This is a genomic window from Sphingomonas gellani (assembly GCF_900110035.1).
In the GTDB taxonomy this organism is placed as follows: Bacteria; Pseudomonadota; Alphaproteobacteria; order Sphingomonadales; family Sphingomonadaceae; genus Sphingomonas; species Sphingomonas gellani.
Genome location: NZ_FOCF01000005.1, coordinates 247,079 through 274,015 on the forward strand (window position 1 = coordinate 247,079; position 26,937 = coordinate 274,015).

Genomic DNA, 26,937 nt, shown 5'->3' on the forward strand with positions numbered 1-26,937 from the left:
GTTTCGCGCCCGCGCAATCCGCGCTAGGTCGACAATCGCGCGCGCCCGTAGCTCAGTTGGATAGAGCACGAGCCTTCTAAGCTTGTGGTCGCTGGTTCGAATCCAGCCGGGCGCGCCAGCCTCCACTCGGCCTGTCATCCTCCATTTAGCCGTTGCACCGCCGGAACGGCCGGCTAATCTCGTGATCGACACGGGGGATCATTTGGGATCGGCAGACTTGCACGCTGCGGCTGGCGCCGCCCGGCGCCTGCACCAGGCGCATGCCGCGCTGCGTGCGGACGGCGACGTGCAGTTCCTGTTGCCGCCAATGGCGCCCCCCACCCCGCCGCCGGCATGGCTGGTGGCGCTGGGGCGATGGCTGCGCGACCTGCTGCGGCCGGTGGGACGTGGGCTGCGGTGGCTGGGCAGCTGGATGCCCGACGCGCCCTATGCCCGCGCGCTGTTGTGGAGCGTGATCGCGATCGCGGTTGCGGCCATGGCATGGGCGGCATGGAACAGGATTCGTGAGGGCGCGTGGCGTCTGCCCCGCTGGCGTCGCAAGGCGGTGGCGAGCGACGTGGCGCTCGAGGAGGAATGGTCGCCCGATGCAGCGCCGGTCCACGCCTGGTTGCAGGAGGCTGACGCCCTCGCGGCCGACGGCCATTATGCGGAGGCTGCGCATCGGCTGCTGTTCCGCTCGGTCGAGGACATTGCACGCCGACGCCCCAGGCTGGTCCGCCCCGCGCTGACCAGCCGGGAGCTTGGCGCAGCCGGTGCCATCCCTGCCGCCGCCCGCACGCTGTTCGCCGACATCGCTGCGCTGGTGGAGCGCAGCCTGTTCGGCGGGCGGGGAGTCGATCGGGAAGAGTGGCTGGCGGCTCGGGATGCCTATACCCGCATGACGCTGGCGGAGGCGTGGCGCGCGTGAGCGGCGGTTCTTCCACTCGGCTCGACCGGCCGACATTCCGACCCGCCGTCATCGCGCTACTGCTGGTCGTCGGCGTCGTCGGCTTTCTCGGCACGCTGGTGCTGAGCGCCTATGCGCCGGATTGGCGCGGCGGGCACAATGGCGGCGCGCATGCCCTGTCCAACGGCGCGACCGGCTATGCAGGCCTGATCCGCCTCGCCGAGAAGACGGGACGCAACCCGCGTGTGGTGCGGGACGAAGCGGGCCTGCAAACCGAGAACCTGCTGGTCGCAACGCCGGAACATGGCAGCGTCGACGTCGATCCCGTCCTGTCGCATCGGCAGGGCCGGGTCACGCTGATGGTGCTGCCGAAATGGCAGACCGTGCCCGACAAGCGACATGCCGGATGGGTGCGACAGGCAGGGTTGTTGCACGCCGGGGACCCGGGCGGAGTGCTCGCGCCAGCCACCCCCCTGTCGATAGGTCGCGTGCCAAGCGGCGGACAGCCTTTGGTCAACGCGGGCGACCTGCCCCCGGCCATCACCTTTCGCGCGCCCCGCCCTCTGCAGGTGATCGCCAACCGCCCCGTGATGGTGCAGGGCGAACGCCGCCTGACGCCCGGCCTGATCCCGATCATCACCGATCGCCAGGGTCATGCCGTGCTGGTCAAGGTCGCGGATCGGCCCGTCTACATCCTGGCCGACCCGGACCTGCTCAACAACAAGGGTATGCGGCGCGAAAACGACGCCGCGTCGGCGCTGGCGCTGCTCGACTGGCTGAACTCGAACGAGGCGGACGGCATCTCGTTCGACGTGACGCTGAACGGCTTCGCCCGCACGCGCAGCCCGTTGAAGCTGGCGCTGGAGCCGCCCTTCCTCGCCATGACGCTGGCGATCCTCGCGGCGCTGCTGCTGGTCGGGTGGCAGGCGACCGTCCGTTTCGGCGCCCCCCGCCGGCTGCCGCGCGCGATCGCGTTCGGCAAGGCGGCGCTGATCGACAACACCGCCGCGCTGATCCGCAAGGCGGGCCGCTGGGGCATGCTCGGCCCGCGCTATGCCGAGCTGGCGCGGGAACGCGCGGCGTTGGCGTTCGGCGCACCCGCCCGCCTGTCCGGCACGGAGCTGGACGCGTATCTAGACCGGCTGGAGCGACCACGGCGCTTTTCCGAACTGGCCGCCGCCGCCGCCGCGGCCGACACGCGCGAGGCGGTACTCGCCACCGCGCGCGACCTTCATGATTGGCACAGGGGAGACAGGACGCAGTGACGCTTGATGAGGTGCCCGCGCTTGCCCAGCGCGTCCGGGCCGAAGTGGGCAAGGCCGTGGTCGGTCAGGAGCAGACGGTCGAACTGATGCTCGTCGCGCTGCTGTCGGGCGGACACATCCTGCTCGAAGGGCCACCGGGGACGGCCAAGACGCTGATCGCGCACAGCTTCGCGCGCGCGACCGGATTGGGCTTCGGCCGCATCCAGTTCACGCCCGACCTGCTGCCCGGCGACATCATCGGCGCCAACCTGTTCAACTTCCAGACGTCCAGCTTTTCCCTGACGCGCGGCCCGATCTTCTGCGACCTGCTGCTCGCCGACGAGATCAATCGCACGCCGCCCAAGACGCAGGCCGCGCTGCTGGAGGCGATGCAGGAACGCACGGTCACGATCGATGGCGACACCCTGCCGCTGGGACCTCGCTTCACCGTGGTCGCGACGCAGAACCCGATCGAGCAACAGGGCGTGTACCCGCTGCCCGAGGCGCAACTCGACCGGTTCCTGTTCAAGCAGCTGGTCGGCTATCCCTCCGCCGAGGAGGAACGCCGCATCATCGCGGCGCATGGCAGCCGCCAATCGGTGATGACGCCCGACGATTGGGGGGTCGAGCGGGTGCTGGACGCATCCGCCATTGCCGCGGCCGCCGATGCGGTCGAGACGGTGCGGCTGGTCGACGAGGTGGTGGACTATATCGCCGCGCTGGTCCGGGGCACGCGGCGCGTCGCCGATCTGGCGGGCGGAGCGTCGCCGCGCGCGGGTGCCATGATGGCAGGCGCGGCGCGTGCCCGGGCGGCGATCGACGGACGCGACTTCGTGATCCCGGACGATGTGAAGACGCTTGCCCCTGCCCTGCTGCGCCATCGCCTGATCCTGTCGCCCGCGGCGGAAATCGACGGACGGGCGATCGAGGACGTGGTGGCGGGGATCATCGACACGATCGACGCGCCGCGCTGATCGGATGGCGGCGGGGACTTCGCGACCGTGATCTATCCGACCCGGCTGGCAGTGCTGGCAACGGCGGCGGGCGCCCCCGTCGCGCTGCTGGTGGCGGTGGCGATGCCCGACCGCTGGCCGCTCGGGCTTGCATGGCCCTTGTGCCTGGTGGCGTTGACCCTGGCGGACGGGCTGGTCGGCGGCCGGCGCGGGCGTCTGACGCTTACACTGCCTGCCACCGTCGGCGTCGGAGAGGAGCTGATCGCGACGGCACGGGTCGAGGTGGACGGCAGCCAGCTGCCGCGATCCGCCGAGGTTGCGGTCGCGACTGACCCGTTGCTGACGCCGGACAACGACGTGACCACCGTCGCGCTCAAGGACGGGCGCGGCGCTGCCGCCATCGTTCTGCATGCGACGCGCCGGGGCCATGCTCGGGTCGAGACGGCGTGGTTGCGCTGGCGAGGACCTTTGCGACTGGCGTGGCGTCAGACGATCGTGGCAGCGCCTGCGGAGACGCTGATCCTGCCGGACATGCGCCCCGTCCGCGACAAGGGCGCGCAGCTGGTCGAACGTCACGCCATCGAAGGCCTACTGAGCCAGGCCAAGCGCGGGGACGGCACCGAGTTCGAGGCGCTGGTGGAGTTCCAGGCTGGCATGGAGCGCCGCACGATCGACTGGAAACAGTCCGCCCGCCACCGCAAGCTCTACGCCCGAGACGTCCGTGTGGAGCGCAACAACCAGATCGTGTTCGCGGTGGATGCCGGGCGCCAGATGGCCGACCCGGTGGCGGGTCTGCCCCGCATCGACCGTGCGGTATCGGCCATGCTGCTCGCCGCCTGGGTGGCGCTGAAGCTCGGCGATCGCGTGGCGCTCCACGCCTTCGACTCGCAACCCCGCATCGCGAGCGGCGCGATCGGCGGCACCGGCGCGTTCGCTCACCTGCGACGGCTGGCCGCGCGCATCGATTATAGCGAGGACGAGACCAACTACACATTCGCGCTGACCACGCTGGCGGCACGGCTGCACCGCCGATCGACCGTGGTCCTGTTCACGGAGATCGTCGACCTGACCAGCGCCGACTTCATGATCCGCGCCGCGCAACTGATCGTCGCGCGGCACCTTCTGATCGTGGTGGTTCTGCAGGACGAGGAGCTGGAATCGATCGTCGCGGCAGAACCGGCGGAGGCGGACGATGTCGCGCGCGCGGTCACGGCCGCCGAACTGCTCCGCGCACGTCAGACCGTGCTGCTCCGCCTGCAAAGAATGGGGGTACAGGTCGTCGAGGCGGAACACGACCGGGTGGGGGAGCGGCTGGTGCAGCGCTATGTCGAACTGAAGCGGAGGAACATGCTGTGACCGCGCCCGTCGACACCGCCGGTGCGGTTCCGGTCAATGCCAGCCGCTTCCGTGCGACCTATGGCGACGATTGGGACCGTCTGGAACGGCTGGTCACGCGTATCGAGAAACGATCGGTGCGTGCGCTGAGCGATGACGACCTGCTTGCCCTGCCCGTCCTCTACCGTGCGACCCTGTCGTCGCTGTCGCTGGCGCGCGAGACGTCGCTGGACCGCGCGCTGGTCGACTATCTCGAACAATTGTCCACCCGCGCGTATTTCCAGATCTATGGCGTGCCGACGTCCGCCTGGACCCAGCTCGGCAGGTTCTTCGCGCGGGGATGGCCCGACGCCGTGCGCGACCTGTGGCGGGAAACGCTGGTCATGCTCGCCCTGACGATCGCGGGCGCGGTGACGGCGTTCCTGCTGATCCGCGCCGATCCCGGCTGGTTCGGCGCGATCATACCCGAGGGACTGTCGAGCGGTCGCGACCCGTCCGCCTCCGCCGAAAGCCTGCGCCAGACGCTGTACACGCCGCAAAAGGACATGCTGGCGACATTCGCCACCTATCTGTTCACGCATAACGCCCAGATCGCGGTGTTCGCCTTTGCCCTGGGCTTCGCGTTCGGCGTGCCGACGGTGCTGCTGATCCTCTACAATGGCCTGATGCTCGGCGCCTTTCTGGCCGTGTTCGTGCCAAAGGGGGTGGGCGTCGGCTTCGCCTGCTGGCTGGCGATCCACGGCACGACGGAGTTGTTCGCGGTGATGCTCTCGGGCGCGGCGGGGCTGCGGATCGGCATCGCCATCGCCTTTCCCGGCCGGCTCGCCCGGCTCGATGCCGCAATGGTGGCGGGGCGATCGGCGGCTGTGGCCATGGCGGGCACCGTGGTCATGCTGGCGGTGGCCGGGTTGCTGGAGGGGATCGGGCGGCAGACCGTCACCGGCGATCTGCCGCGCCTGGCGATCGGGCTGACGATGCTGGCCGGCTGGCTGTGTTATTTCTACCTTCCGCGGGGGCGTCATGCGCTGGCCACGGCGTAGGGCTCGCGCGCCCGCCACCATGCGCCGGCGCTTCGTGACGCCGGAGGGCGTCGACCTGCGGTTGGAACTGGGGCCAGCCGGCGCGCGCGCGGGCGCGTTCGTCGTCGACGCGCTGCTGATGCTGGTGATCCTCGTGTTGGCGACGATCGCCATCGGCTATCTGCTGCTTAGCAGCGTGCGTGGGGAGGTGTTCGCCATCCTGTGGCTGCTCGGCGCCTTCGCCCTGCGCAACGGCTGGTTCACCCTGTTCGAGCTGGGCGGGCGCGGCGCCACCCCCGGCAAGCGACTGCTGGGCCTGCGGGTCGTCGCACGCGACGGCGCGCGCCTGACCGCAGGCGCCGTGATCGCGCGCAACGCCATGCGCGAGATCGAGGTGTTCCTGCCCCTCTCCTTCCTGGGCATGCAGACGGCACAGGGGGTGGCCGACACCTTCCTGACGCTGTTCGCCCTGTCATGGAGCGGCATCTTCCTGTTCTTCCCCTTGTTCAACCGGGACCGGCTGCGCGTCGGTGATCTGGTGGCGGGGACCTGGGTCGTGCGGTCATCCCGCGCCCGGCTGGCCGGCGATCTGGTGCAGGCCGCCCCGGCGGATCGACGCGTGTTTTCGGATGCCGCGTTGAACCTGTACGGCATCCATGAGCTCCAGACACTGGAGGAGGTGCTGCGCGCCGGCCGACCCGACGCGATCGAGACGGTCGCCGGGATCATCCGGGCAAAGGCGGACATGCCAGACGACGGGGACGATCGCGGATTCCTGTCGGACTATTACGTCGCGCTGTGTGCCAGGCTGGAACAGCGATTGATGGTCGGGCAACGCCGGGAGGACAAGCACGCGGCTTGACGGATCAGGCCGGTTCGGATCGATATGCGCACCAGGGACTCGCCGGGTCCCGTTGCCAGCCAAAGGGACTTTATCGGTGCGCCCCGCCTGCACGTTTCACCTCAGGGTATCGACGTTCTTGGCCATTGGGGGTGCGATCGGACTGGCCGGCTGCCACCGCAACGTGTCGATGCCGGCACCCCCGCGCGTGACCGCACCGATCAGCTTCCCAAAGGAGAGCTCCACGGTCATCGTGCCGGTCTCCGCCTCGCTCGACGATCTGGAACGAGCGGTGGAGAAGGAGCTGCCACGTCAGCTTTGGACGATAGACCAGCAGGTGGAGCGATGCGTCCCGGCACAGCGGGTCAATCTTGGCATCGGGCGGGTGAAGCTGACTCCCGACCTGGGCTGTCGAATCGTCGGACAGGTGGTGCGGGGTCCGGTCACCCTAGGCGGCAGCGGGTCGCGGCTGACCATCGCCATGCCGGTCCACGCGACCATTGCCGCGCGCAAGGTCGGCGGGGTCCTGTCGAAGACCGCGACCGGGTCTGCGATCGTCCATGCCGTCGCCAACCTGTCGATCCGCCCGGACTGGATCCCGTCGGCACGCGTGTCGATCGACTATGACTGGACGGAGCCGCCGGGCATCGACTTCGCCGGCCAGCGCATCGTCTTCGTGGACAAGGCGGACCAGCGCCTGCAACCCGTCGTCGCCAAACTGGAAAAGACGCTGCCGCAACAGCTCGCCGCGCTGCGCCTGGATCGCCAGCTTGCCGATGTCTGGCGCCGGGCGTTCACGGCCGTTTCGCTCAATCGCGACAATCCGCCGGTCTGGATGCGGATCGCGCCGCAGCGGCTCGGTTTCGGCGGGTACCGGATCGAGGAAGGCCGCCTCACCATGATGTTGTCGGCCGATGCTTTGACGCAGACGTTCGTGGGTAAGCGGCCGACCGACCCGCCGGCCACCCCGCTTCCCCCGCCCAGCCGAGTGACGGGCACGCCGGGCCTGCGCTTCTTCATCCCGGTGGTTGCCGATTACGCGCAACTGGAGCCTGTCGTGAAGCGCGCGCTGGAGAAGCGGGCGGCGAAGGGCATCACGCTGACCGGCGTCGGCCCGGTCGATGCCCGGTTCGGAAAGGTGACGGTCTATGCCACCACCAACGATCACCTCGCGGTCGGCATCCAGGCCAATGTGAAGGCGCAGGGCACGTCGCTGCTGTCCACGCGTGGAGAGGTTTGGTTGACGGCGATCCCCTTCAACCGGCCGGGCAGTCAGCGGGTCGAGGTGCGCGACCTGTCGTTGACCACCCATACCGACAGCAGCGTCACCGACCTGCTGGTCGCATTGTTCAACGACGCCGGGGTTCAGGAGAGCATCCGGGGCGGCCTGTCGCACGACTTCGCCCCCGACTACGCCAAGGTACTCGATTCCGCGCGCCGGGCCATCGGCTCGCGGCGAGAGGGCGATTTCCTGCTGGCGACGCAGGTCGATCGGGTGGAGAACGGGGTCATCAAGGCGACGGGCCAGGGGCTGTTCATGCCCGTCCGCGTCTCCGGGCGCGCGACCATCACCTATCGCCCGCTGTAAGGGACCGCGGTCAGCGAGGTTCCGGCCGGCTCCCTTGACGGGCGCATGCCTCCCCTTCCATGCTGGGCGGGTCAGGAGGCGCGGGACATGGCGATGGGTCAGGCGTACGACGGAAACCGGTATCTGCGGTACACCAATGTGGCGATCGCGCTGCATTGGGCGATCGCCCTGCTGATCCTGTACAATCTGGCGTCCGGCCTGCTCCGACCGGTTCTGCCGCGCGGCTTCTTCGTGCTCCACATCTCGTCGGGCATCACGATTCTGGCGCTGACGTTGGTGCGGATCATGTGGCGCATCACGCACCGGCCGCCGCCATTATTGCCGATGGCTCCTTGGGAGCGGATCACCGCGCACGGGGTACATCTGCTGCTCTACGCGGCGATGCTGCTGCTGCCCTTGTCGGGATGGGCGATGGTGTCGGCCAATCCGCCCGCCGGGTCGCCGGGTGCCGCCTGGGCGGAGGCGCATCGGCCGCCGCCACCTCCACCCGCACCCACCGGTGGCCCGGATCGACAGGCGACAGGTGGCCCGGCCGGAGAGGGCAAGGGCGGTGGCCAGCCGCCGCGCAAGCGGGGGCCGGTCATGATCTGGGGGATCTTCAAGCTGCCGCTGATCGCGCCGATCAACGCGATGGGTCGCACGCCGGAGGGAGTGCCGGAGCAGCGCGAACTGCATGAACGCATTGAGGGCGCGCATCTGCTGGGCGGGTGGATCATGCTCGCGCTGCTTGTCCTGCACGTCGCAGGCGCGCTGAAGCATCAGCTGATCGATCGCCGCCGTGAGCTGGCCCGGATGGGTATCGGTCGGCCCTGACTTCGTCCCGGTGGCGTCGGGTCTCGCACCGGCCGCGCATCCGTGACCTTCTACGGCTGGCCTTAGCCACGGTGGCGGCGTGTCGCACCTGACACGCCGCCGTCCGTCATCTCATTTGAGGCAGGCGACGATGCCCTCGATCACCGCAACCGTTTCCTGCGGGTCGCGAACCCGGACCGTGTCCAGCCCCATCTGCTTGGCAGGATAGTCGTTCCCGCCCGGAAAGATCGCGTCCCCGATGAACATCATGGCATCCAGCGGAATGCCGCTGGCGTCGTGCAGCTTGCGCAGCCCGTATGCCTTGTCGACACCCTCGCGCGTGATGTCGATGGAGGTCGCGCCGCCCATGTTGATCGACAGGCCGGGCAGCCGCTTCTGCAGGTCGGCCTGGATCACCTTGCGCTTGGCGAAGTCCGGGTCCCACTTCTCCTTGGCCTCCAGCGGCGCCTGCTGCCCCAGCGCAGAGAAGGTGATCTGCGAGCCACGATCCTCGATCCGCTCGCCCCAGGTCTGCTCCGGCACGAAGCCGGTCGCCTCCAGCGATGCGTCGAACTCGCGCAGGATCTTTGCCTTCGTCTCGTCATCGAACAGTTCGGCATAAACCGCCGACCAGGTGCCGTTGCGATGCGTATAGAGCTTCGTACCCGTGGTCGGCATCAGCCATAGCCGGTCGAGCTTGGCACGGTCCAGCATGCGGCTGGCGACCTGCTTCTCGAACTGCGGCCAGTCTCCGCCCGAAATCACCGCCACGTGCGCGACACCGAGCAGATCGGCAATCGCTTCGGCCATCGGCTGCTGCAACGCCTGCTTGCTCTCAGCGAGCGTCCCATCCAGGTCGAAGGCGACCAGCTGCTTCATTCCCCATTTCCCTTTCGTGGTAGAATTATCGTGTCGATGGCGTAGGCCACGCCATCCGCGTCATTGCTCCGGGTGCCATAGCCCGCAACGGCTCGTACCGCCTCGGGCGCGTTGCCCATCGCGATCGACAGGCCCGCCTGCTCCAGCATCGGCACGTCGTTCATCTGATCGCCGATCGCCGCCACCGCCTCCAGCGGCACATCGAACGCGTCCGACAGGGCGACGATGCCGTCACCTTTGTTCGCCGCAAGCGCGGTGATGTCCAGATAATAGGTCTGCGACTGAACGACCGTCGCCTTGCCGCCGAACGCCGCGACGCAGCGATCCATCAGCCGCGCGAGGACAGGCGGATCGTCGGACACGAAGGTGATCTTGTCCACCTTGTCGGCCAAGGCGGTGAAGTCGTCGCACACCACCGGTTCTTGGTTTGCGGACAGGCGCTCCCGGTCGGCATGCTCCCCCTCCGCCTGTGACGCATGCCACTTGCCGTCGGCGAACACCCAAAGGTCGGCCGGCTCGTCGGCCGCCAATTCCATCGCGGTCCGCGCAACCTCCGCATCCAGAACATGATGGCTGTCGACCGTCCCGTCCCGGCGGAAGATCAGGCCGCCATTGAACGCGGCGATCGGCCCGTCGATGCCCAGCGTGTCGGCCAGCGGCATGACCCCGGATTGCGGACGCGCGCTGATAAGGGTGAAGCGCACACCCTCCTCCTCCAGCCGGCGGACCGCATCCGCCGTGGCGGGCGTCAGCCGCTTTTCCTTGTCGACCAGCGTTCCATCCACATCAGACACGAGCAGCCGGATCGGCTGCGTCATTGCGGCATCTCCACATGGCCGCCGAACCCGAAGCGCATGGCAGACAGGACCTGGTCGCCAAAAGTGTGATCGACGCGGCTCCGGTACCGGGCGAACAAGGCCGCGGTCAGCACGTGCGCGGGCACCGCCTCCTCCATCGCGGCATCGACGGTCCAGCGTCCCTCGCCCGAATCGGCTACCCGGCCCGAGAACTTCGCCAGGCTCATGTCCTTCGCCAACGCCGCCGCCGTCAGGTCGAGCAGCCAGGACGAGATCACGCTGCCGCGCCGCCATACCTCTGCGATGTCGGTCAGGTTCAGGTCGAAACGCTCGTCCTCCGGCAACTTGTCCGAGGACTTGGACTTCAGGATGTCGAACCCTTCGGCATATGCCTGCATCAGGCCGTATTCGATGCCGTTGTGGACCATCTTGACGAAGTGGCCCGATCCCGGGGGGCCGGCATGGATGTAGCCGAATTCCGCACGGTCATCCTCGCCATTGTCAATGCTGCGGTCGGGCGTGCGGGGGATATCGCCGCGTCCGGGCGCAAGCGTACGGAAGATCGGGTCGAGCAACGCCATCGTCTCGTCGTCGCCGCCGATCATCATGCAATATCCGCGATCGAGACCCCATACGCCGCCGGACGTGCCGACATCGACATAATGAAGCTGCTTTTCGGCCAGGGCCTTCGCCCGGCGGATATCGTCCTTGTAGAAGCTGTTGCCACCGTCGATGACGATGTCGCCCGGCTTGGCGTTCGCCGCGATTGCTTCCACCGTGCCCTCGGTGATCTCGCCGGCGGGCAGCATCACCCACCAGATGGCTGGGCTGTCCAATTTGGACCTTACGTCCTCCAACGAACTGGCCGCTTCCGCGCCATCTGCCGCCAGCTTGGCGACCGCGCTCTCGTCCCGGTCGTACGCGACGATCTGGTGCCCACCCTTCATCAGCCGGAGGGCCATGTTTCCGCCCATCCGGCCAAGGCCGATCATGCCGATCTTCATGCTGCAATCCTGTGGTTGTCGGGTTTACGAGCAACCAAACGGCCGACGGGGCCGAACGGTTTCCCGATCGACCCCGCCAATGACCGCGATCAATTCGACGCGGGCTGCTTCTTGGCGATGGAGCCCAGCAGATCGTCGAACGCCTTGGCAAAGGACGCCACGCCCTCCGCCACCAGCGTGTCCGTCACCCCTGTCAGGTTCAGCCCCAGCCGGTCCGCCTCCGCCATGACGTGGCGTGCCTGATCGACATCGGCGGTCAGCGTCTCCGCCACGGTGCCGCGCTCGCGGAACGCATCCATCGTCGCGGGCGGCATGGTGTTCACCGTGTCGCGGCCGATCAAAGTGTCGACATACAGCGTGTCCGGGTACGCCTTGTCCTTGACGCCCGTCGACGCCCAGAGCAGCCGCTGCGGCTGTGCGCCCTTGGCGGCCAGCGCCTGCCAGCGGTCCGATTTCCCGAAGTCGAGGAACCACTGATACGCCATCTTGGCATTGGCGATCGCGACCTTGCCGCGCAGCGCCTTCAGCGCGTCGCTGTCGGCATCGCCCTCGCCCACCCGGCGATCGATCTCCTTGTCGATCATGGTGTCGATGCGGCTGACGAAGAAGCTGGCCACCGACGCGATATGATCGATCGGCTGCCCCTGACGAACGCGCTCCTCCAGCCCCGTCGCATACGCTTCCGCCACGCGAATATAGGCGTCCAGCGCGAACAGCAGCGTCACGTTGACGCTGATACCCTTCGCGATGGTCGCGCTGATCGCCGGCCCACCCGCGAGCGTGCCGGGGATCTTGATCATCAGGTTCGGCTTGTCGACCGCGTGCCACAGCTTTTCGGCCTCGGCGATCGTCGCGTCGGTGTCGTCCGCGATGTACGGCGACACTTCCAGGCTGACATAGCCGTCCTTGCCGTCCAGCCGGTCATAGACGGGCCGCAGCGTGTCCGCCGCCGCCTTGATGTCCTCGATCGCCTGATGCTCATACCGGTCGATGGTGGCCGCGCCCGGATTGGCCTTGTCGAACGCGGCGATGCTCTCGTCATAGGCATCGCCATGCCCCATCGCCTTTTCGAAGATCGACGGGTTGGACGTCACGCCGGTCAGGCCATCCTCCTCGACCAGCTTTTGCAGGCCGCCGGCGTTCAGGAACTTGCGGTCGACGAAATCCAGCCAGACGGCCGTGCCCTTGGCGGACAGATCGGAAAGCGTGCTCATGGTCATTCCTTGTCGGTCGAGACAGCCTCGGCGATCAGCGCCTTGGCCTTGGCAACGACGTTGTCGACGGTGAAGCCGAACTTGTCCTGCAACTTGGATATGGGGGCGGAGGCACCAAACGTCGACATGGTGACGGTATCGCCGTGCGTGCCGACGTAACGCGCCCAGCCCATCTCGCCCGCCATCTCGATCGCCAGGCGTGCCTTCGTCGCCGGCGGCAGCACGGAATCGCGATAGGCCTGATCCTCGCGCTCGAAACGAAACCAGCTGGGCAGCGACACGACCCGGCTCTTCACGCCCTCGCCCGCCAACGTCTCATGCGCCTCGACTGCCAGGCTCAACTCGGACCCCGTCGCGATCAACACCACGTCCGGCGTTCCGTCGCAGTCGGCCAGGACATAGCCGCCCTTCATCACGCCGTCGGCGGAGGCGTACTTGCCGCGATCCAGCGTCGGCAGCGCCTGGCGCGAGAAGATCAGGCAGGTCGGATGGCTGCTCGCCTCCAGCGCCGCGCGCCATGCTTGCGTCGTCTCGTTCGCGTCGCCGGGACGGATCACGTCCAGACCCGGGATCGCACGCAGCGCCGCCAGCTGCTCGATCGGCTGGTGGGTCGGTCCGTCCTCGCCGACGCCGATGGAATCGTGCGTGAAGACGAACGTGACCGGCAGTTCCATGATGGCCGACAGGCGGATCGGCGGCCGCATGTAATCCGAGAACACCATAAAGGTGCCGGTGTACGGCCGCACATAGGACAGGGCCATGCCGACCGCGATCGAACCCATGCCGTGTTCGCGGATGCCGAAGTGGAGATTGCGGCCGCCGTAATTGCCCGGCTCGAACGACGGAGCGCCCTTCACGTCGGTCTTGGTCGACGGGGACAGGTCGGCCGCGCCGCCGATCAGCCACTCGATGTCGGGCGCAATCGCGTTCAGCACCTTGCCGCCGGCATCGCGGCTGGCGACGCCCTTGGCGTCGGCGTCGAACACGGGCAGCTTGTCCTGCCAGCCGTCGGGCAGCTTGCCCTGGCGCATGTGCTGCAACTGGTTGGCGAGTTCCGGATATGCCTCCGCATAGCGGGCGAACATCGCGTCCCACGCCTCGCGCGTCTTGCCACCCAGGTCTGCCATGCACTCACGGAACCAGTCCGTCGCCTCGGTCGGCACGCGGAACTGCGCGTCCTCGGGCCAGCCATAAGCCTTCTTCGCGCCGCGGATCTCTTCCTCACCCGGCGCATCGGAATGCGCCTTGTGCGTGCCCGCGCGGGTCGGGAAGCCGATGCCGATCACCGATCGCACCAGGATGAACGTGGGTCGGTCGTCGGTGGCGCGGAATTCCTCGATCGCCTTGGCGAAGGCGCCGGTATCCTCCGCATCCTCGATCACCAGCGTCTTCCAGCCATAGGCGCGGAAACGCTTCGCCACATCCTCGTCGAACGCGAGGTTGGTGTCCCCCTCAATCGTGATGTTGTTGCTGTCGTAGATCCAGCACAGGTTGGACAGCTTCAGGTGACCCGCCGTCGATGCCGCCTCCGCCGCCACGCCTTCCATCAGGTCGCCGTCGGAACAGAACACATAGACATCGTGGTCGAACACCGGAAATTCGGGCTTGTTGAAATGCGCCGCGAGCCAGCGCTCCGCGATCGCCATGCCGACCGAATTTCCGCAGCCCTGCCCCAGCGGACCCGTCGTGGTTTCGACGCCGGTGGTGTGCCGATATTCCGGGTGGCCCGGCGTCTTCGAGGACAGCTGCCGGAACTGCTTGATATCGTCCAGGCTGACCGCCTCGGCACCCGACTTCTTGCCGTCCGCGTCGATCTCATCGATGCCGGCCATGTGGATCAGGCCATAGAGCAGCATGGACGCGTGGCCGACCGACAGCACGAAGCGGTCGCGATTGGGCCAGTCTGGCGTCTTGGGGTCGTAGCGAAGGAACTTCGTCCACAGCGTGGTGGCGATCGGCGCCAGCGACATGGCCGTGCCGGGATGGCCCGAATTCGCCTTTTGCACGGCGTCCATCGCCAGCGTGCGGATGGTGTCGATGGCCAGCCGTGCGGGGCTGCCGTCCTCATGAGCCTCGACGTCCTGTGCGGCGCGTGCGGCGATATCGTTGGTGGACATGAAAGAAGTTGCCTCGCTCGTTCATGCCGGAACGCACGCGCGCCGGCTTGGGTTGCGGTCTTGAATAGGGCCTTAGGCGCTGGCGTACCGCCGGGCAACGGGCCACGCCATCATGTAACCGTTTGCGCTAACAATTGTTCGACCTGCCCGTCTCTGGCGATGAACGCGGCGTCGATTTCGCGCAGAAACAGGCCGTGGCCCAGCACGCCGGGCAGCGCGTCGATCGCTTGTGCCGTGTCGTCGAGCGCTTCGGGATCAAGGCCCGCGCAATCCAGGATCAAATTGCCCTGGTCCGTCCAGTACGGCTTCGCGCCCGCTGCACGGACCTCCGCCGCCAACGCCATCCCGCTCAGGTGTCGAAGGACGAACGCCGCCGCGAAGGGCAGCACTTCGACCGGCAGGAGTGCCGCACCCAGCCGCTCGACCCGCTTCGTACCATCGGCAATCGCGATCATCCGGTCGGATGCTTCCGCCACGATTTTCTCGCGCACCATCGCACCGCCGGCGCCCTTCACCGCCCGACAGCAGGAGTCGATCTCATCCACGCCATCGATGGTCAGGTCTACGCGCGACACCGTCGCGAAATCCAGCACCGTCAAGCCGAGAGAACGAGCAAGCGTGGCACTCGCCTCCGATGTGGCCACCGCCTCAACCCGCAAACCGGCCCGCGCCTGCTCCGCGATAAGCCGTATGGCATGCGACGCGGTCGATCCCGTGCCCAGCCCGACCAGCATCCCGTCCCGTACCTCCGCGACCGCCGCGCGCGCGGCGGCGACCTTGTCGTCGTCCTGCATGATCGGCTAAACGCGCGAGGCGCGGAAACGCCTACGGGTTTATTCGTGCCATTACGGAAATTTAGGTCAGCAATTGCAACCAATCGGGCGATGGGGCATTTGCCGCCGCAATCGCGTGGCTCCGGTTTCCGATTCACACGTCCGTCAAGCGCAGGAGCGCCCTTGTCCTTGTTGTTCCGTCCACGCCGCTCCGCCGCCAGCCTCCTGATACTTTCCGCGTTGCTCGCCGGATGCGGCGGCAAGGAGGATGCCGAGCAAAAGGGCGGCGGGCGCGCCGGACAGCCGGGGCAAGGAACGCCGGAGGTCGGCTTCGTCGTTGCCCGGCCGTCCAGTGCGGCACTGACCACCGAACTCGCGGGCCGAACCAGCGCGTTTGAAAGCTCCGACGTGCGGCCGCAGGTGTCGGGCATCATCCGCCGCCGCTTCTTCACCGAAGGGGCGCTGGTGCGCCAGGGCCAGCCGCTCTACGAGATCGATCCGCGCGTATATCGCGCGGCCGTCAACGAGGCGCAGGCCAATCTGCAAAGCGCCCGCGCCAATGCGGAGGCGACGCGCATCCAGGCGGATCGGTATCGCCCCCTCGCCGAGATCGAGGCGGTGTCCAAGCAGGAATATACCAACGCCGTGGCGCAGGCGCGTCAGGCCAGCGCATCGGTGGCCCAGACGAATGCGCAACTCGCCACCGCGCGGGTGAACCTGGGCTTCACTACCGTCCCGGCGCCGATCACGGGACGGATCGGGCGTTCGCTGTTCACGGTCGGCGCGCTGGTCTCCGCCAGCCAGGCCGATCCCCTGGCGCAGATCCAGCGGCTGGACCCGATGTTCGTCGACATCCAGCAATCGGCCAACGACATGCTGTCGCTGCGCCGCTCGCTCAGCCAGAACGGCTTGGTCCCGACGCGCGCCGTCGTCCGGCTGAAGCTCGGCGATGGCGGCACCTATCCGCAGACCGGCTCCGTCGAGTTCAGCGAAGCGGTGGTGGACCCGTCGACCGGCACGGTGACGCTGCGCGCGCGCTTTCCCAATCCGCAGGGCCTGCTGCTGCCCGGCATGTTCGTGCGCGCCAGCTTCGCGCAGGCGATCAACACCCGTGCCTTCCTGGTGCCGCAGAGTGCCGTCACCCGTGATCCCCAGGGCGCCGCGACGATCATGGTGATCGGTGACGGCAACAAGGTCGTGCAGCGCAAGGTCGCGGCAGAACGTACGCAGGATCAATATTGGGTCGTGACCTCCGGCCTGAACGACGGTGACCGCATCATCGTGCAGGGCTTGGGCAAGGTGCGCCCGAACCAGACGGTGAAGCCCGTTCCCGCCGACACGCCGCAACAGGTGGCGCCGCCAAAGCAGGGCCAGGGGGGCAAGGACGGCGCCGGCGGCAAGGGCGGCTCCGGCGGCGGGGCCGGCTGACCGAACATGCTGTCACGCGTCTTCATCGACCGGCCGATCTTCGCCTGGGTCATCGCCATCATCGTGATGCTGGCGGGCGTGGGCGGCATCATGGGCCTGCCCATCGCGCAATATCCCGATGTCGCGCCGCCACAGGTGTCGATCCGGGCCAACTATCCCGGTGCATCCGCGCAGACGCTGCAGAATTCGGTCACGCAGGTGATCGAGCAGACGCTGACCGGCATCGACGGCCTGTTGTACTTCAGCTCATCCTCGTCCGCACGCGGATCGGTCACCATCACCGCCACCTTCCGCAAGGGGACGAACCCCGACATCGCGCAGGTCCAGGTGCAGAACCAGGTGCAGCAATCGCTGTCGCGCCTGCCCCAACAGGTGCAGCAACAGGGCCTGACGGTCCGCAAGTCGAACCCCGACTTCCTGCTGATCGCGGCGGTGTACGACGAGACGGATCAACGCACGTCGCAGGACGTGTCCGACTATCTCGCGTCCAACCTTCAGGACCCGCTCGGCCGCATTCCGGGCGTAGGCGACACCAACGTCTTCGGATCGCAATATGCGATGCGCATCTGGCTCGATCCGACGCAGCTCGCCGCGTATCAGCTGATGCCGGGCGACGTGGTCACCGCCATCCAGAACCAGAACACGGAAGTGGCCGCCGGTGAGCTGGGTGCACAGCCACAGCCGGACACGCAATATCTGAACGCCACCGTCACCGCGCAGTCGCGGCTCCAGACGCCCGAGCAGTTCGCCAACATCCTGCTGAAGACGCTGTCGAGCGGCGCCACCGTGCGGCTGAAGGATGTCGGTCATATCGAACTGGGCGCGGAGGACTACGCCACCCGCAGCAACATCAACCGGCATCCCGGCGCGGGCATCGCCGTGCTGCTTGCCCCCGGTGCCGACGCGCTGAAGACCGCCGAACTGGTAAAGGGGCAGATCGACCAGGCGGCGAAGAACTTCCCGGCCGGTTTCAAGTATGCCTACGCCAACGACAGCACCAACTTCATCAAGCTGTCGATCGACGAGGTGGTCAAGACCCTGATCGAGGCGATCATCCTGGTCGTGATCGTCATGTTCGTGTTCCTGCAAAGCTGGCGCGCGACGTTGATCCCGACGATCGCCGTGCCGGTCGTCCTGCTCGGCACATTCGCGATCTTCTACCTCGCCGGCTTCTCGATCAACACGTTGACCCTGTTCGGGCTGGTCCTCGCGATCGGCCTGCTGGTCGACGATGCGATCGTGGTGGTCGAGAATGTCGAGCGCCTGATGGAGGAGGACCCGAGCCTTTCGCCGAGAGAGGCGACGATCAAGTCGATGGACGAGATCACGGTGGCGCTGGTCGCGATCGCGCTGGTGCTGTCGGCCGTGTTCCTGCCCATGGCGTTCTTCGGCGGGTCGACAGGCGTAATCTATCGCCAGTTCTCGCTGACCATCGTGTCCGCCATGATCCTGTCCGTCTTCGTGGCACTGATCCTCAGCCCCGCGCTGACCGCCACGCTGCTCAAGCAGAAGAAGCGCAACGATGAGGGGCATGCGATCGAGGATGGCTGGCTGGGCCGCCACTTCCCGCGCGTCGCGCACTTCTTCGGGGTCGCTCGCGACAAGTTCAACAACGGCTTCAACACGGTCAGCGACAAGTATCGCGACGGGGTGAAGGCGCTGATCGGGCGCAAGTGGCTGTTCCTCGGCATCTACGCCGTCACGGTGGCGGTGCTGGCGATCCTGTTCCTGCGCCTGCCGACGGGCTTCCTGCCCACGGAGGATCAGGGCATCGCGCTGGTCCAGTTCCAGCTGCCGCCGGGCGCGACGCAGGTCCGCACCTCCGCCGTGCAGAAGCAGGTTGAGGAATATTTCGCCAAGAACGAGAGCGCCAACGTCGCGACCATGTTCTCCGCCACCGGTCGCGGCGGCGGCGGCGCGCCGGGCGGGCAGAATACCGGCCTCGCCTTCCTCGCCCTATCGCCGTACGACGACCGGCACGGCAAGGACAACAGCGCCGACGCGATCACCGGCCGTGCCTCTGGCGCGTTTCGCAACATTCGCGACGCGCAGGTCTATGCGCTGGTGCCGCCGGCGATCCGCGGGCTTGGCCAGTCCAACGGTTTCACCATGGAGTTGCAGAACTCCAGCGGCATGACGGCCGAGAAGTTCGCGCAGGCCCGCGACCAGTTGCTGGCGAAGGCGGCCGACGATCCATCGCTTGTCGGCGTACGCCTGACCGAGCTGCCCGACGTGGCGACGCTGAAAGTCGATGTGGACCAGCAAAAGCTCGCCGCGCTGGGCCTGACCCAGACCGACGTCAACACCACCCTGTCGACCGCATGGGGCGGCCGTTACGTCAACGACTTCCTGGATCGCGGGCGCGTGAAGCGGGTCTATGTCCAGGGCGACGCGCAGTTCCGGCAGAAGCCATCCGACCTGTCGCAATGGTTCGTGCGCGGATCGTCAGGCCAGATGGCGCCGTTTTCGTCGTTCGCGCAGACCAGCTGGGGCCAGGCGCCCGTCAGCTTGTCCCGCTTCAACGGCATCCCGTCCTACGAGCTTCAGGGTTCCGCCGCGCCCGGCAAGAGTTCGGGCGAGGCGATGGCCGCGATCGAGAAGCTGGCTCGCGACATTCCCGGCACCAGCGTCGCCTGGTCCGGCCTGTCCTATCAGGAACGGCTGTCCTCCGGTCAGGCGCCGATCCTGTACGGCCTGTCGTTGCTGGTCGTGTTCCTGTGCCTCGCGGCTTTGTACGAAAGCTGGTCGATCCCGTTCGCCGTCCTGCTGGTGGTGCCGCTCGGCCTCGTCGGCGCGATCGCAGCGGTCACCCTGCGCGGACTGGTCAACGACGTGTACCTCCAGATCGGGCTGCTCACGACCATGGGCCTCGCGTCGAAGAACGCGATCCTGATGATCGAGTTTGCCGAACAGGCGGAGCGCGAGGGCAAGCGCGTGATCGACGCGGCGCTGGAGGCGGCGCGCATCCGTCTGCGCCCGATCCTGATGACGTCCTTCGCGTTCATCTTCGGCGTGTTCCCGCTCGCCATTTCGACCGGTGCGGGCGCGAACAGCCGGATCGCGATCGGGACGGCCGTGATCGGCGGCATGCTGACCGCAACCTTCCTCGCCATCTTCTACATCCCCCTGTTCTTCGTGCTGGTACGGCGCGGCGTTCGCGATGGCCTGGCCCGGCTGCGGGGCAAGCCCACCGGCTTCCACGACGACGATCAGGACGGCAAGGACGGCGATGGCGGACCCCATGGTGGCCCGTCGGGGCCGACTCCGCCCCAATTGCCGCCGCCGCCGAACCGCCCCGCCCTGCCCGCGCCAGAGGGTGCATGATGCCTACACCGTTTTCCCGCGTCGCGGCGTTGCTCGCGATCACCAGCCTGTCGGCCTGTTCGATGGCGCCGAAATATGTCCGGCCCGACCTGCCCGTCCCGCCGTCATGGCCGGTGGGCGACTCCTACCTCCAGGTGAACGAGGCACAGCTGCCGTCGCTGGCATGGCGTGACGTGTTCCGGGACCCCCGGTTGCAGGAGATCATCGAGCAGGCGCTGCGCAACAACCGTGACCTGCGCGTCGCCGCCGCCAATGTGCAGGCGGCGCGCGCCCAGTACCGCATCCAGCGCGCGGACCTGTTCCCGCAGGTCGATGCCACCGGCCGCTACAGTTATTCGGGCGGCGGCAACGGCACGAACTCCACCGCGGGCAGCAGCACCGGCACGGGCAACGGCAATGCCGGCGGTGGCACCGGGTCCGGGACGGGCACCGGCTCGGGAACAGGGACTGGTACGGGGGGCGGCACTGGATCCGGCGGCACGGTCATCACCTCGCGCCGGGGCAGCGCGTTCCAGGTCGATCTCGGCACCACCGCCTTCGAACTCGACCTGTTCGGTCGCGTCCGGTCGCTTAGCCGCGCCGCGCTCGATCGCTATTTCGCTCAGGAGGCGGCGGCACGCGCCACGCGCCTCGCGCTGGTCGGCGATATTGCCTCCGCCTGGCTCAACTATGCGGCCGACTCCTCGCTTCTACAGCTCGCGCAACAGACGGCGCAGGTCGCCGAGAGCAGCGTGCGGCTGACGGATGCGCGTCGTGCCGGTGGCGTCAGCCCGCGCACCGACGTGACGCAGGCGCAGACCATACTGGCCACCGCCCAGGCGGATTTGGCACTGCAACGCACCCTGCTAGCACAGGACAAGAACGCGCTGGAGCTGCTGGTCGGCGCCCCGGTCGACCAGGGGTTGTTGTCGCGATCGATCGATCAGGCGGCGCCCACAGTCGCCGACGTCCCGGCCGGCCTCGGCAGCGGCATCCTGCTGCGTCGTCCCGACGTCGTGCAGGCGGAGTACGAACTGCGCGCCGCCAATGCGGAGATCGGTGCCGCGCGAGCGGAGCTGTTCCCCCGCATCTCGCTGACCGGCCTGGTCGGCTTCGCCAGCAGCGCGCTGAGTTCGTTGTTCGACGGTGGCGCCTTCAGCTATTCGGCAGCGCCGTCGGTCAGCTATCCGATCTTCCGGGCCGGCGCAGGCCGTGCGAACGTCCGGTACACACAGGCACAGCGGGACGCCCTGCTCGCCACCTACGAGCGCGCGATCCAGTCCGCCTTTCGCGAGACGGCGGATGCCCTGTCACGCTCCGGTACGGTGGCGGATCAGCTTCGTGCGAACGAGCTCGGCGTACGGGCTGCGTCGGACACGCTGAACCTCACCAACGCGCGCTATCGCGGCGGGATCGAGACGTTCCTGTCCAGCCTGGACGCGCAGCGGTCGCTTTACGGCGCTCAGCGCACGTTGATCGCCACCCGACTGATCGGCGCCAGCAACCGTGCGACGCTGTACCGGGCGCTGGGCGGCGACGACAGCCTGGAAGCAACCGCCGACGGCCCGCGGCCGGTGACGCCGACCGGCGCGCCACGTCCGGACACACCGTTGCCGGTCACGGACAAACCCGCCGGCTAATACCGTCAGGGGCGGTTTAGTCCGCTCCGCCCGTCCGGAAGGTCGCCGCAGCATCCTTGCCATATTGCGCGATCAACTCGCCGATCTCGCGCGCCTGTGACATGGCGCGTCCGCTCTGGTCGCGCAGATACTCGCTCTGGATGCGCATGACGTCGCCGACGTCCTTGGCGGCCGCAGCGGCACGCATCGCGGCGAAGGCTTCGCGCGCGTTGCTTTCCGCCTGATCGATCAGCTTCATGCTGATCGTCGCGCCGCTTTCCATGGTGTTGCGGCCGGCCTCTCTCATCGTCTCCGCGGCACTCCGCGCGGCGTCGGTGGCACGCTCACCGAAGTCCTGTGCGGCCTGCGCTCCGTGCGGAGCGAAGCCGGCATCCTGCGGCGCGGTGCCATCCTGCGGCGGGGTTTCGTCGGCCATCGATGCTGCTCCCTTTCGGCGGGCCGGCCGTTCCGGCCCGGCACGCCATGATATCGCGGCGTGCGCGGTCCGAACAGCGCCTAATCCGCCGCGACGGGCCCGGCCGGTGGGGACGGCCGCCGCGTCAGCCAGACCAGCACGATCGATCCCGCGGCCAGCCACGCCGACAGGCGGAACAGGTCGGTCGACGCAAGCAGATAGGCCTGGCCGACAAGCTGCCGCGTGATCGCGCCCGCCGCCTGCGTGTCCGTCAGGCCAAGGTTGCCCAGCGCCTGGCGCGCCATCTGGAACGGCATGCCCGTGCCCACGGAGTCGGACAGCCGCGCCTGATGCAGCGCCTCCCGCTGATCCCATGCGGTGGTGATGATCGAGGCGGCGAACGATCCCGCGACAATGCGGGTGAAGTTCGACAGGCCGGTCGCCGACGGAAGCCGCTGAGGTGGGATCTTGTCGAGACAGATGGTCAGCATCGCCAGGAAGAAGGTGCTCATCGACACCCCCTGCACCATCAGCGGGACCATGAAGTCCCACACGCTCGCATTGGTCGTGTAGCCCGATCGCATGTAATAGCTGAGTGCAAAGAACACGAACGCGATCGTTGCCAGCCAGCGGGCGTCGATCCTGCCCGTCAGCCGCGCGACAAAGGGCGTCAGCAGAACCGCGACCACCCCGCTCGGCGCCGCGATCAACCCGGCCCAGGTCGCCGTGTAGCCGATCTGCGTCTGCAGCCAGAGCGGCAGCAACAGCGTGTTGGCGAAGAACAGGGCGTAGCCGATGCAGAACACCACGGAGCCGAGCGTGAAGTTGCGGCTCTTGAACAGCGACAGGTCGACCGCCGGATTCGCGTCCGTCAGTTCCCAGATCACCCACGCCACGCATCCGACCGCCGCCACCACCGCCAGCACGCAGATGGTGGTGTCATGGAACCAGTCGGCATTCTTGCCCAGGTCCAGCATCACCTGAAGCGAACCAACCCACAGCACCAGCAGCCCTAGGCCGACCGTGTCGATCGGCAGCTTGCGCGTCGGCGTCTCCCGGCTCTTCATGCCCCGCCAGCAGATCAGCGACACGAAGATGCCGAACGGCACGTTGATCAGGAAAATCCAGCTCCAATGATAATTGTCGCTGATGTACCCGCCCAGGATCGGTCCCATCACCGGCGCGACCAGCGTGGTCATCGACCAGATGCCGAGAGCGGTGGACCGCTTGTCGTGCGGGAAGATGGAGATCAGCAGCGCCTGGCTGCCGGGCATGATCGGCCCCGCCACGCCGCCCTGGATGATGCGGAACAGGATCAGCGACGGCAGGTCCCACGCGATCCCGCACAGGAACGACGCGACGGTGAACAGCGCTACTGCCGTGCAGAACGTCCGCACCACGCCGAACCGGCCCATCAGCCATCCGGTCAGCGGCACGAAGACTCCGTTCGCGACGGCAAAGGCCGTGACCACCCATGTCGAATTGTCGCTCGACACGCCCAGATTGCCGGCGATCGTCGGCAGGGACACGTTGGCGATGGTCGAGTCCAGCACCATCATGAAGGTGCCGAGCGCCAGCGCAAAGGCGATCAGGGCCAGCCGCCCGCCGGTCAGCGGCGGCTGCTCCACGGCGGGGGGGCCGGCCATCAGCGGTTGGCCGCGATGATCTGCCGGATGCGCGCCTCGACGGCCGGGTCGGTCGCGGGGGACACCGACCCGGTGTAGGGCTGCGCGGCCTGTGCGGCCAGGCGCTGCCCACCCTTGTCGGCGGTATCGACCACCGCCGTCACCGACAGGCCGACGCGCAACGGGTTGGCACGCAGTTCCTTCGGCTCCAACGCGACGCGGACGGGCACGCGCTGGACGATCTTGATCCAGTTGCCGCTGGCATTCTGCGGCGGCAACAGCGCAAAGGCGTTGCCGGACCCGGCGCCCAATCCCACGACACGTCCGTGATACGTGACGCCCGAACCATAGACGTCGGCGGTCACGGTCGCCCGCTGCCCTACGCGCAAATCCTTCAGCTGGGTCTCGCGGAAGTTCGCATCGACCCACAGCCGGTCCAGCGGCACCACCGCCATCAGCGGCGTGCCGGCGTTGACCTGTTGCCCAACTTGGACCGTGCGCTGAGCGACGACGCCGTCGATCGGCGCGATGACGTGCATGTGCCCCCGCGTGATCGCGGCCCGGCGATAGGCGGCGATCGCCGCCAGCACGGCCGGGTTGGTGTTCACATCAGTGCCTGACACCGCGCTGCGCGATTGCGCCTGCTGGCTTCGGGCCAGCGTCAGGTTGGCCTGTGCGACCTTCACCGCGTCGGCGGCGTGGGCCAGTTCCTCACCCGACACCGCACCCTCTGCGGCGGCACCGCGGCGGCGGGCATAATCGTTGCGCGCGGCGGACAGCTGCGCCTCCGCCTGCGTCACGCTGGCGCCGCTCTCGTTCACCTGGCTGAAGCTGGCGCGGGTCGTGCGAACCGCGCGCGCCAGTTCCGCCGCGGCGGAGGCGAGGTTCACGTCCGCCGTCGCCGGGTCCAGGTCGATCAGCGGCTGGCCCGCCCGCACCGACTGCGTGTTGTCCGCGTGCAGGGCGGTAACGGTGCCGGGGTCGCGCGCGGTGATCGCCACCACGTCGCCGGCGACATAGGCGTCGTCGGTCTCTTCCTCCGGCGCCGCCAGCAGGAAGTGGAACACCGCCCATACGGCCACGCCCACCAGCACGATCGCACCCAGGATCAACAGACCCAGGCGACGCGCACGTGGCCGGCCATTCGCGGGTGGCGGCACCTGCTCGCGCGGTTGGACGATCGCCTCAGGATCGGCGGGCACACGGGTGTCGGTCATGGGTTGCTGTCCTGAACGGGATCGAATCCGCCGCCGAGCGCCAGCACAAGCTGGACCCGCGCCGCAGCGGCATCATGAAGAAGGTTGGCAGCGCCGAGTTCCGCGTCCAGCAGCCGCACGTCATTGTCGACCAGGTCGAGGCGCGACGACAGGCCGCTGCTCACGCGCAGCCCGTTCAACCGGCCCGTCTCTGCAAAGCCGCGCACCACGGCCGCCGCCTGCACCCGCTGCGCATCGACGCTGCGGATACGGGCAAGGCCATCGGCCGCCTCCCGCACCGCGCCGATCACGCGGCCGTTATAGTCGGCGATCGCCAGGTCCTCGGCTGCGGTCGCGCCCGCCAGGTCGGCGCGGAGCCGGCCGTTGTCGAACAAGGGCAGATGCACCGCCGCGCCACCGCCCGCCGTGCCCGCGTCCAGCGAGAACAGGTTGCCGATGCCGATCGCCTGCAATCCCGCAAGCGCGGTCAGGTTGACGTTGGGGTAGAAGGCGCGGCGAGCCACCTGCCGTCCGGCGGCTGCGGCATCGATACGCGACCGGGCCGCCAGCACATCGGGTCGCCGCGCCAGCAGGTCCGCCGGGACCCGCGACGGTAGCGGCAGGGCGGCATCCAGCGCCAATCGCGTCGGTGTCAGCGTCGCCGGGAAGTCCGCGCCGCGTCCGACCAGCGCGGCAAGCCCGTTCGCCGCCAACATGCTTGCGCCCTGCGCCCGCACCAGCTCCTCGCGCGCCTGGGACAACAGCGTCCCGACCGCCTCTGCATCCAGCTTCGACGACAGCCGATTGCGGATGCGAACCTGAGTCAGGCGCACCGAATTCTCACGCGCGGCGATCGCGCGCTGCGCCACCGCGGCCTCCTGCTCGGCCCGCGACAGGTCCAGATAGGTCTGCACCACCGATCCGGCGAGCATCATCCGCGCGGCGGACAGGTCCAGCCCGGCGGCGCGTACGGAAGCGGTCGCCCCCTCGATCGCCGCCCGCTGCCGCCCGAAAAGGTCCAGGTTCCAATCGAGGTTCGCCTGCGCGGTGCCGACGAACCGCACCGTGCCCGCATAAGGCGGCGGGATCGTGTAGCGGCCCGACAGGCGCTGACCCAGCGCCGTGCCGTCGGCCGTCAGGTTCGGTCCATTCTCCGCATCCCTTGCCGAGAGCACCGCCTGCGCCTGCCGCACCCGCGCCATGGCCGCATCAAGCGACGGATTGCCCGCCGTTGCGGCGTCGACCAGCCGGTCCAACTGCGGATCGCCGAAGCCGCGCCACCACGCGGAATCGATCGCCGGTGCGTTCGCAGCGTCGAGGCCCAGCGCCTCCATGGCGACCGGCGCCAGTGCCGGCCGGCTCTCCGGTGCGGCGCAGCCGGCCAGCAACACCGGGACCATCCAGCCCAGCCTGTTCATGTGCATGGTGTCGCCCCCTCGATGCGGCCGCGCAGCCAGGCGAGATCGTCGATCAAGCGCTGCACCTCTGCCACCGGCCGGTCGCCCAGCCACTCGTTCCAGCATTGCGCCACCCGATCGCGAACATGCTGCGCCAGTGCCTCGCCCTCGTCCGTCAGCGAAAGGAAGACGTTGCGCCGGTCGGTGGTGTCCCGCTCCCGCGTGACCCACCCCTTCTGCTCCATCATGTCGATCAGCCGGGTCATCGCACCCTTGTCATGGGCAAGGTCGCGGGCCAGCTCGGCGCAAGTGCGGCCCCGTTCGTAATGCAGCGACACCAGAACCGACCACTGCACATGGGATACGCCCTCCGCAGCGAAGACCGGCTCCAGGGCGAAGAGCATCGCCTGGTGAACGCGTTTGACCTGATAGCCAATGGAGCTCTCAGGCTCGAAGCACACCGAATCGTAGAAAGCCATACAGGTGCCGTGGCAACCATTGCCACGGCAGTC

22 protein-coding genes and 1 tRNA gene are annotated in these 26,937 nt (G+C 68.0%); 12 read left to right on the top strand and 11 right to left on the bottom strand.

Annotated features, from left to right (window positions below; translation table 11 throughout):
• The first annotated feature begins 41 nt into the window (after positions 1 to 41).
• From BMX37_RS11580 to BMX37_RS11620, 9 genes are all read left to right on the top strand, one after another.
• Positions 42 to 118, top strand: a tRNA-Arg gene (locus BMX37_RS11580).
• A 99-nt stretch (positions 119 to 217) separates the two neighbouring features.
• Positions 218 to 907 carry a DUF4129 domain-containing protein gene (locus tag BMX37_RS11585; RefSeq protein WP_244501543.1) on the top strand — a complete coding sequence of 230 codons (690 nt, stop codon included), beginning with the start codon at positions 218 to 220 and terminating at the stop codon, positions 905 to 907.
• Positions 904 to 2,151 carry a hypothetical protein gene (locus tag BMX37_RS11590; RefSeq protein ID WP_093666007.1) on the top strand — a complete coding sequence of 416 codons (1,248 nt, stop codon included), beginning with the start codon at positions 904 to 906 and terminating at the stop codon, positions 2,149 to 2,151. Before BMX37_RS11585 ends, BMX37_RS11590 begins: the two co-directional genes overlap by 4 nt.
• On the top strand, positions 2,148 to 3,104 hold the full coding sequence (locus tag BMX37_RS11595; RefSeq protein ID WP_093665900.1) for an AAA family ATPase: 957 nt from the start codon (positions 2,148 to 2,150) through the stop codon (positions 3,102 to 3,104). Before BMX37_RS11590 ends, BMX37_RS11595 begins: the two co-directional genes overlap by 4 nt.
• Positions 3,105 to 3,131: 27 nt before the next feature.
• Positions 3,132 to 4,439: a DUF58 domain-containing protein gene (locus BMX37_RS11600; protein WP_093665901.1), complete on the top strand. Its 1,308-nt coding sequence runs from the start codon at positions 3,132 to 3,134 to the stop codon at positions 4,437 to 4,439.
• A complete protein-coding gene (locus tag BMX37_RS11605; protein WP_093665902.1) occupies positions 4,436 to 5,458 on the top strand; it encodes a stage II sporulation protein M in 1,023 nt (340 codons plus the stop codon). The genes BMX37_RS11600 and BMX37_RS11605 overlap by 4 nt, the downstream gene beginning before the upstream one ends.
• A gap of 19 nt (positions 5,459 to 5,477) precedes the next feature.
• Positions 5,478 to 6,299, top strand: a complete 822-nt coding sequence (locus BMX37_RS11610; protein ID WP_244501544.1) for an RDD family protein — start codon at positions 5,478 to 5,480, stop codon at positions 6,297 to 6,299.
• A 118-nt stretch (positions 6,300 to 6,417) separates the two neighbouring features.
• Positions 6,418 to 7,866: a DUF4403 family protein gene (locus tag BMX37_RS11615; RefSeq protein WP_244501545.1), complete on the top strand. Its 1,449-nt coding sequence runs from the start codon at positions 6,418 to 6,420 to the stop codon at positions 7,864 to 7,866.
• A gap of 45 nt (positions 7,867 to 7,911) precedes the next feature.
• Positions 7,912 to 8,679 carry a cytochrome b gene (locus tag BMX37_RS11620; protein ID WP_139198081.1) on the top strand — a complete coding sequence of 256 codons (768 nt, stop codon included), beginning with the start codon at positions 7,912 to 7,914 and terminating at the stop codon, positions 8,677 to 8,679.
• A gap of 111 nt (positions 8,680 to 8,790) precedes the next feature.
• On the opposite strand, the gene BMX37_RS11625 is transcribed toward BMX37_RS11620, so the two are convergent.
• From BMX37_RS11625 to rpiA, 6 genes are all read right to left on the bottom strand, one after another.
• Positions 8,791 to 9,537: an HAD-IIB family hydrolase gene (locus BMX37_RS11625; RefSeq protein ID WP_093665904.1), complete on the bottom strand. Its 747-nt coding sequence runs from the start codon at positions 9,535 to 9,537 to the stop codon at positions 8,791 to 8,793.
• Positions 9,534 to 10,355, bottom strand: a complete 822-nt coding sequence (locus tag BMX37_RS11630) for a Cof-type HAD-IIB family hydrolase (protein ID WP_093665905.1) — start codon at positions 10,353 to 10,355, stop codon at positions 9,534 to 9,536. The genes BMX37_RS11625 and BMX37_RS11630 overlap by 4 nt, the downstream gene beginning before the upstream one ends.
• On the bottom strand, positions 10,352 to 11,338 hold the full coding sequence (gnd, locus tag BMX37_RS11635; RefSeq protein WP_093665906.1) for a phosphogluconate dehydrogenase (NAD(+)-dependent, decarboxylating): 987 nt from the start codon (positions 11,336 to 11,338) through the stop codon (positions 10,352 to 10,354). Before gnd ends, BMX37_RS11630 begins: the two co-directional genes overlap by 4 nt.
• An 89-nt stretch (positions 11,339 to 11,427) precedes the next feature.
• The gene (gene tal, locus BMX37_RS11640) at positions 11,428 to 12,552 is read right to left on the bottom strand and encodes a transaldolase (protein ID WP_093665907.1); all 1,125 of its coding nucleotides are present in this window, start codon (positions 12,550 to 12,552) and stop codon (positions 11,428 to 11,430) included.
• Positions 12,553 to 12,554: 2 nt separating this feature from the next.
• Positions 12,555 to 14,669 carry a transketolase gene (tkt, locus tag BMX37_RS11645; protein WP_093665908.1) on the bottom strand — a complete coding sequence of 705 codons (2,115 nt, stop codon included), beginning with the start codon at positions 14,667 to 14,669 and terminating at the stop codon, positions 12,555 to 12,557.
• Positions 14,670 to 14,779: 110 nt separating this feature from the next.
• Complete coding sequence (rpiA, locus tag BMX37_RS11650) at positions 14,780 to 15,463, bottom strand: ribose-5-phosphate isomerase RpiA (protein ID WP_093665909.1); 684 nt, start codon at positions 15,461 to 15,463, stop codon at positions 14,780 to 14,782.
• Between the two features lie 162 nt (positions 15,464 to 15,625).
• On the opposite strand from rpiA, the gene BMX37_RS11655 reads away from it, so the two are divergent.
• From BMX37_RS11655 to BMX37_RS11665, 3 genes are read left to right on the top strand one after another with little or no spacing between them, the layout of a single operon-like run.
• Positions 15,626 to 16,870: an efflux RND transporter periplasmic adaptor subunit gene (locus BMX37_RS11655; protein WP_244501546.1), complete on the top strand. Its 1,245-nt coding sequence runs from the start codon at positions 15,626 to 15,628 to the stop codon at positions 16,868 to 16,870.
• Between the two features lie 6 nt (positions 16,871 to 16,876).
• Positions 16,877 to 20,194, top strand: coding sequence for a multidrug efflux RND transporter permease subunit (locus BMX37_RS11660; RefSeq protein ID WP_093665911.1), 3,318 nt, complete (start codon positions 16,877 to 16,879; stop codon positions 20,192 to 20,194).
• Positions 20,191 to 21,813 (top strand): efflux transporter outer membrane subunit, encoded by a 1,623-nt coding sequence (locus tag BMX37_RS11665; RefSeq protein WP_244501547.1) that lies wholly within the window; start codon positions 20,191 to 20,193, stop codon positions 21,811 to 21,813. The genes BMX37_RS11660 and BMX37_RS11665 overlap by 4 nt, the downstream gene beginning before the upstream one ends.
• 16 nt (positions 21,814 to 21,829) lie before the next feature.
• On the opposite strand, the gene BMX37_RS11670 is transcribed toward BMX37_RS11665, so the two are convergent.
• The 5 genes from BMX37_RS11670 to BMX37_RS11690 form a co-directional block, all read right to left on the bottom strand.
• Positions 21,830 to 22,228 carry a phasin family protein gene (locus BMX37_RS11670; protein WP_093665913.1) on the bottom strand — a complete coding sequence of 133 codons (399 nt, stop codon included), beginning with the start codon at positions 22,226 to 22,228 and terminating at the stop codon, positions 21,830 to 21,832.
• Positions 22,229 to 22,308: 80 nt separating this feature from the next.
• On the bottom strand, positions 22,309 to 23,853 hold the full coding sequence (locus BMX37_RS11675; protein ID WP_093665914.1) for a DHA2 family efflux MFS transporter permease subunit: 1,545 nt from the start codon (positions 23,851 to 23,853) through the stop codon (positions 22,309 to 22,311).
• A complete protein-coding gene (locus tag BMX37_RS11680; RefSeq protein ID WP_093665915.1) occupies positions 23,853 to 25,049 on the bottom strand; it encodes an HlyD/EmrA/EmrK family protein in 1,197 nt (398 codons plus the stop codon). Before BMX37_RS11680 ends, BMX37_RS11675 begins: the two co-directional genes overlap by 1 nt.
• Positions 25,046 to 26,452 (bottom strand): efflux transporter outer membrane subunit, encoded by a 1,407-nt coding sequence (locus tag BMX37_RS11685; protein WP_093665916.1) that lies wholly within the window; start codon positions 26,450 to 26,452, stop codon positions 25,046 to 25,048. The genes BMX37_RS11680 and BMX37_RS11685 overlap by 4 nt, the downstream gene beginning before the upstream one ends.
• Positions 26,443 to 26,904, bottom strand: a complete 462-nt coding sequence (locus BMX37_RS11690; protein ID WP_093665917.1) for a MarR family winged helix-turn-helix transcriptional regulator — start codon at positions 26,902 to 26,904, stop codon at positions 26,443 to 26,445. The genes BMX37_RS11685 and BMX37_RS11690 overlap by 10 nt, the downstream gene beginning before the upstream one ends.
• Between the last annotated feature and the right edge of the window lie 33 nt (positions 26,905 to 26,937).

What these genes read in the sequence shown, in the direction of transcription:
- BMX37_RS11610 (WP_244501544.1), top strand. Translation starts at nt 5,478, where the DNA reads ATGCGCCGGCGCTTCGTGACGCCGGAGGGCGTCGACCTGCGGTTGGAA.
- BMX37_RS11620 (WP_139198081.1), top strand. Translation starts at nt 7,912, where the DNA reads ATGCCTCCCCTTCCATGCTGGGCGGGTCAGGAGGCGCGGGACATGGCG.
- BMX37_RS11625 (WP_093665904.1), bottom strand. Translation starts at nt 9,537, where the DNA reads ATGAAGCAGCTGGTCGCCTTCGACCTGGATGGGACGCTCGCTGAGAGC.
- BMX37_RS11630 (WP_093665905.1), bottom strand. Translation starts at nt 10,355, where the DNA reads ATGACGCAGCCGATCCGGCTGCTCGTGTCTGATGTGGATGGAACGCTG.
- gnd (WP_093665906.1), bottom strand. Translation starts at nt 11,338, where the DNA reads ATGAAGATCGGCATGATCGGCCTTGGCCGGATGGGCGGAAACATGGCC.
- tal (WP_093665907.1), bottom strand. Translation starts at nt 12,552, where the DNA reads ATGAGCACGCTTTCCGATCTGTCCGCCAAGGGCACGGCCGTCTGGCTG.
- tkt (WP_093665908.1), bottom strand. Translation starts at nt 14,669, where the DNA reads ATGTCCACCAACGATATCGCCGCACGCGCCGCACAGGACGTCGAGGCT.
- rpiA (WP_093665909.1), bottom strand. Translation starts at nt 15,463, where the DNA reads ATGCAGGACGACGACAAGGTCGCCGCCGCGCGCGCGGCGGTCGCGGAG.
- BMX37_RS11660 (WP_093665911.1), top strand. Translation starts at nt 16,877, where the DNA reads ATGCTGTCACGCGTCTTCATCGACCGGCCGATCTTCGCCTGGGTCATC.
- BMX37_RS11665 (WP_244501547.1), top strand. Translation starts at nt 20,191, where the DNA reads ATGATGCCTACACCGTTTTCCCGCGTCGCGGCGTTGCTCGCGATCACC.
- BMX37_RS11670 (WP_093665913.1), bottom strand. Translation starts at nt 22,228, where the DNA reads ATGGCCGACGAAACCCCGCCGCAGGATGGCACCGCGCCGCAGGATGCC.
- BMX37_RS11675 (WP_093665914.1), bottom strand. Translation starts at nt 23,853, where the DNA reads ATGGCCGGCCCCCCCGCCGTGGAGCAGCCGCCGCTGACCGGCGGGCGG.
- BMX37_RS11680 (WP_093665915.1), bottom strand. Translation starts at nt 25,049, where the DNA reads ATGACCGACACCCGTGTGCCCGCCGATCCTGAGGCGATCGTCCAACCG.
- BMX37_RS11685 (WP_093665916.1), bottom strand. Translation starts at nt 26,452, where the DNA reads ATGCACATGAACAGGCTGGGCTGGATGGTCCCGGTGTTGCTGGCCGGC.
- BMX37_RS11690 (WP_093665917.1), bottom strand. Translation starts at nt 26,904, where the DNA reads ATGGCTTTCTACGATTCGGTGTGCTTCGAGCCTGAGAGCTCCATTGGC.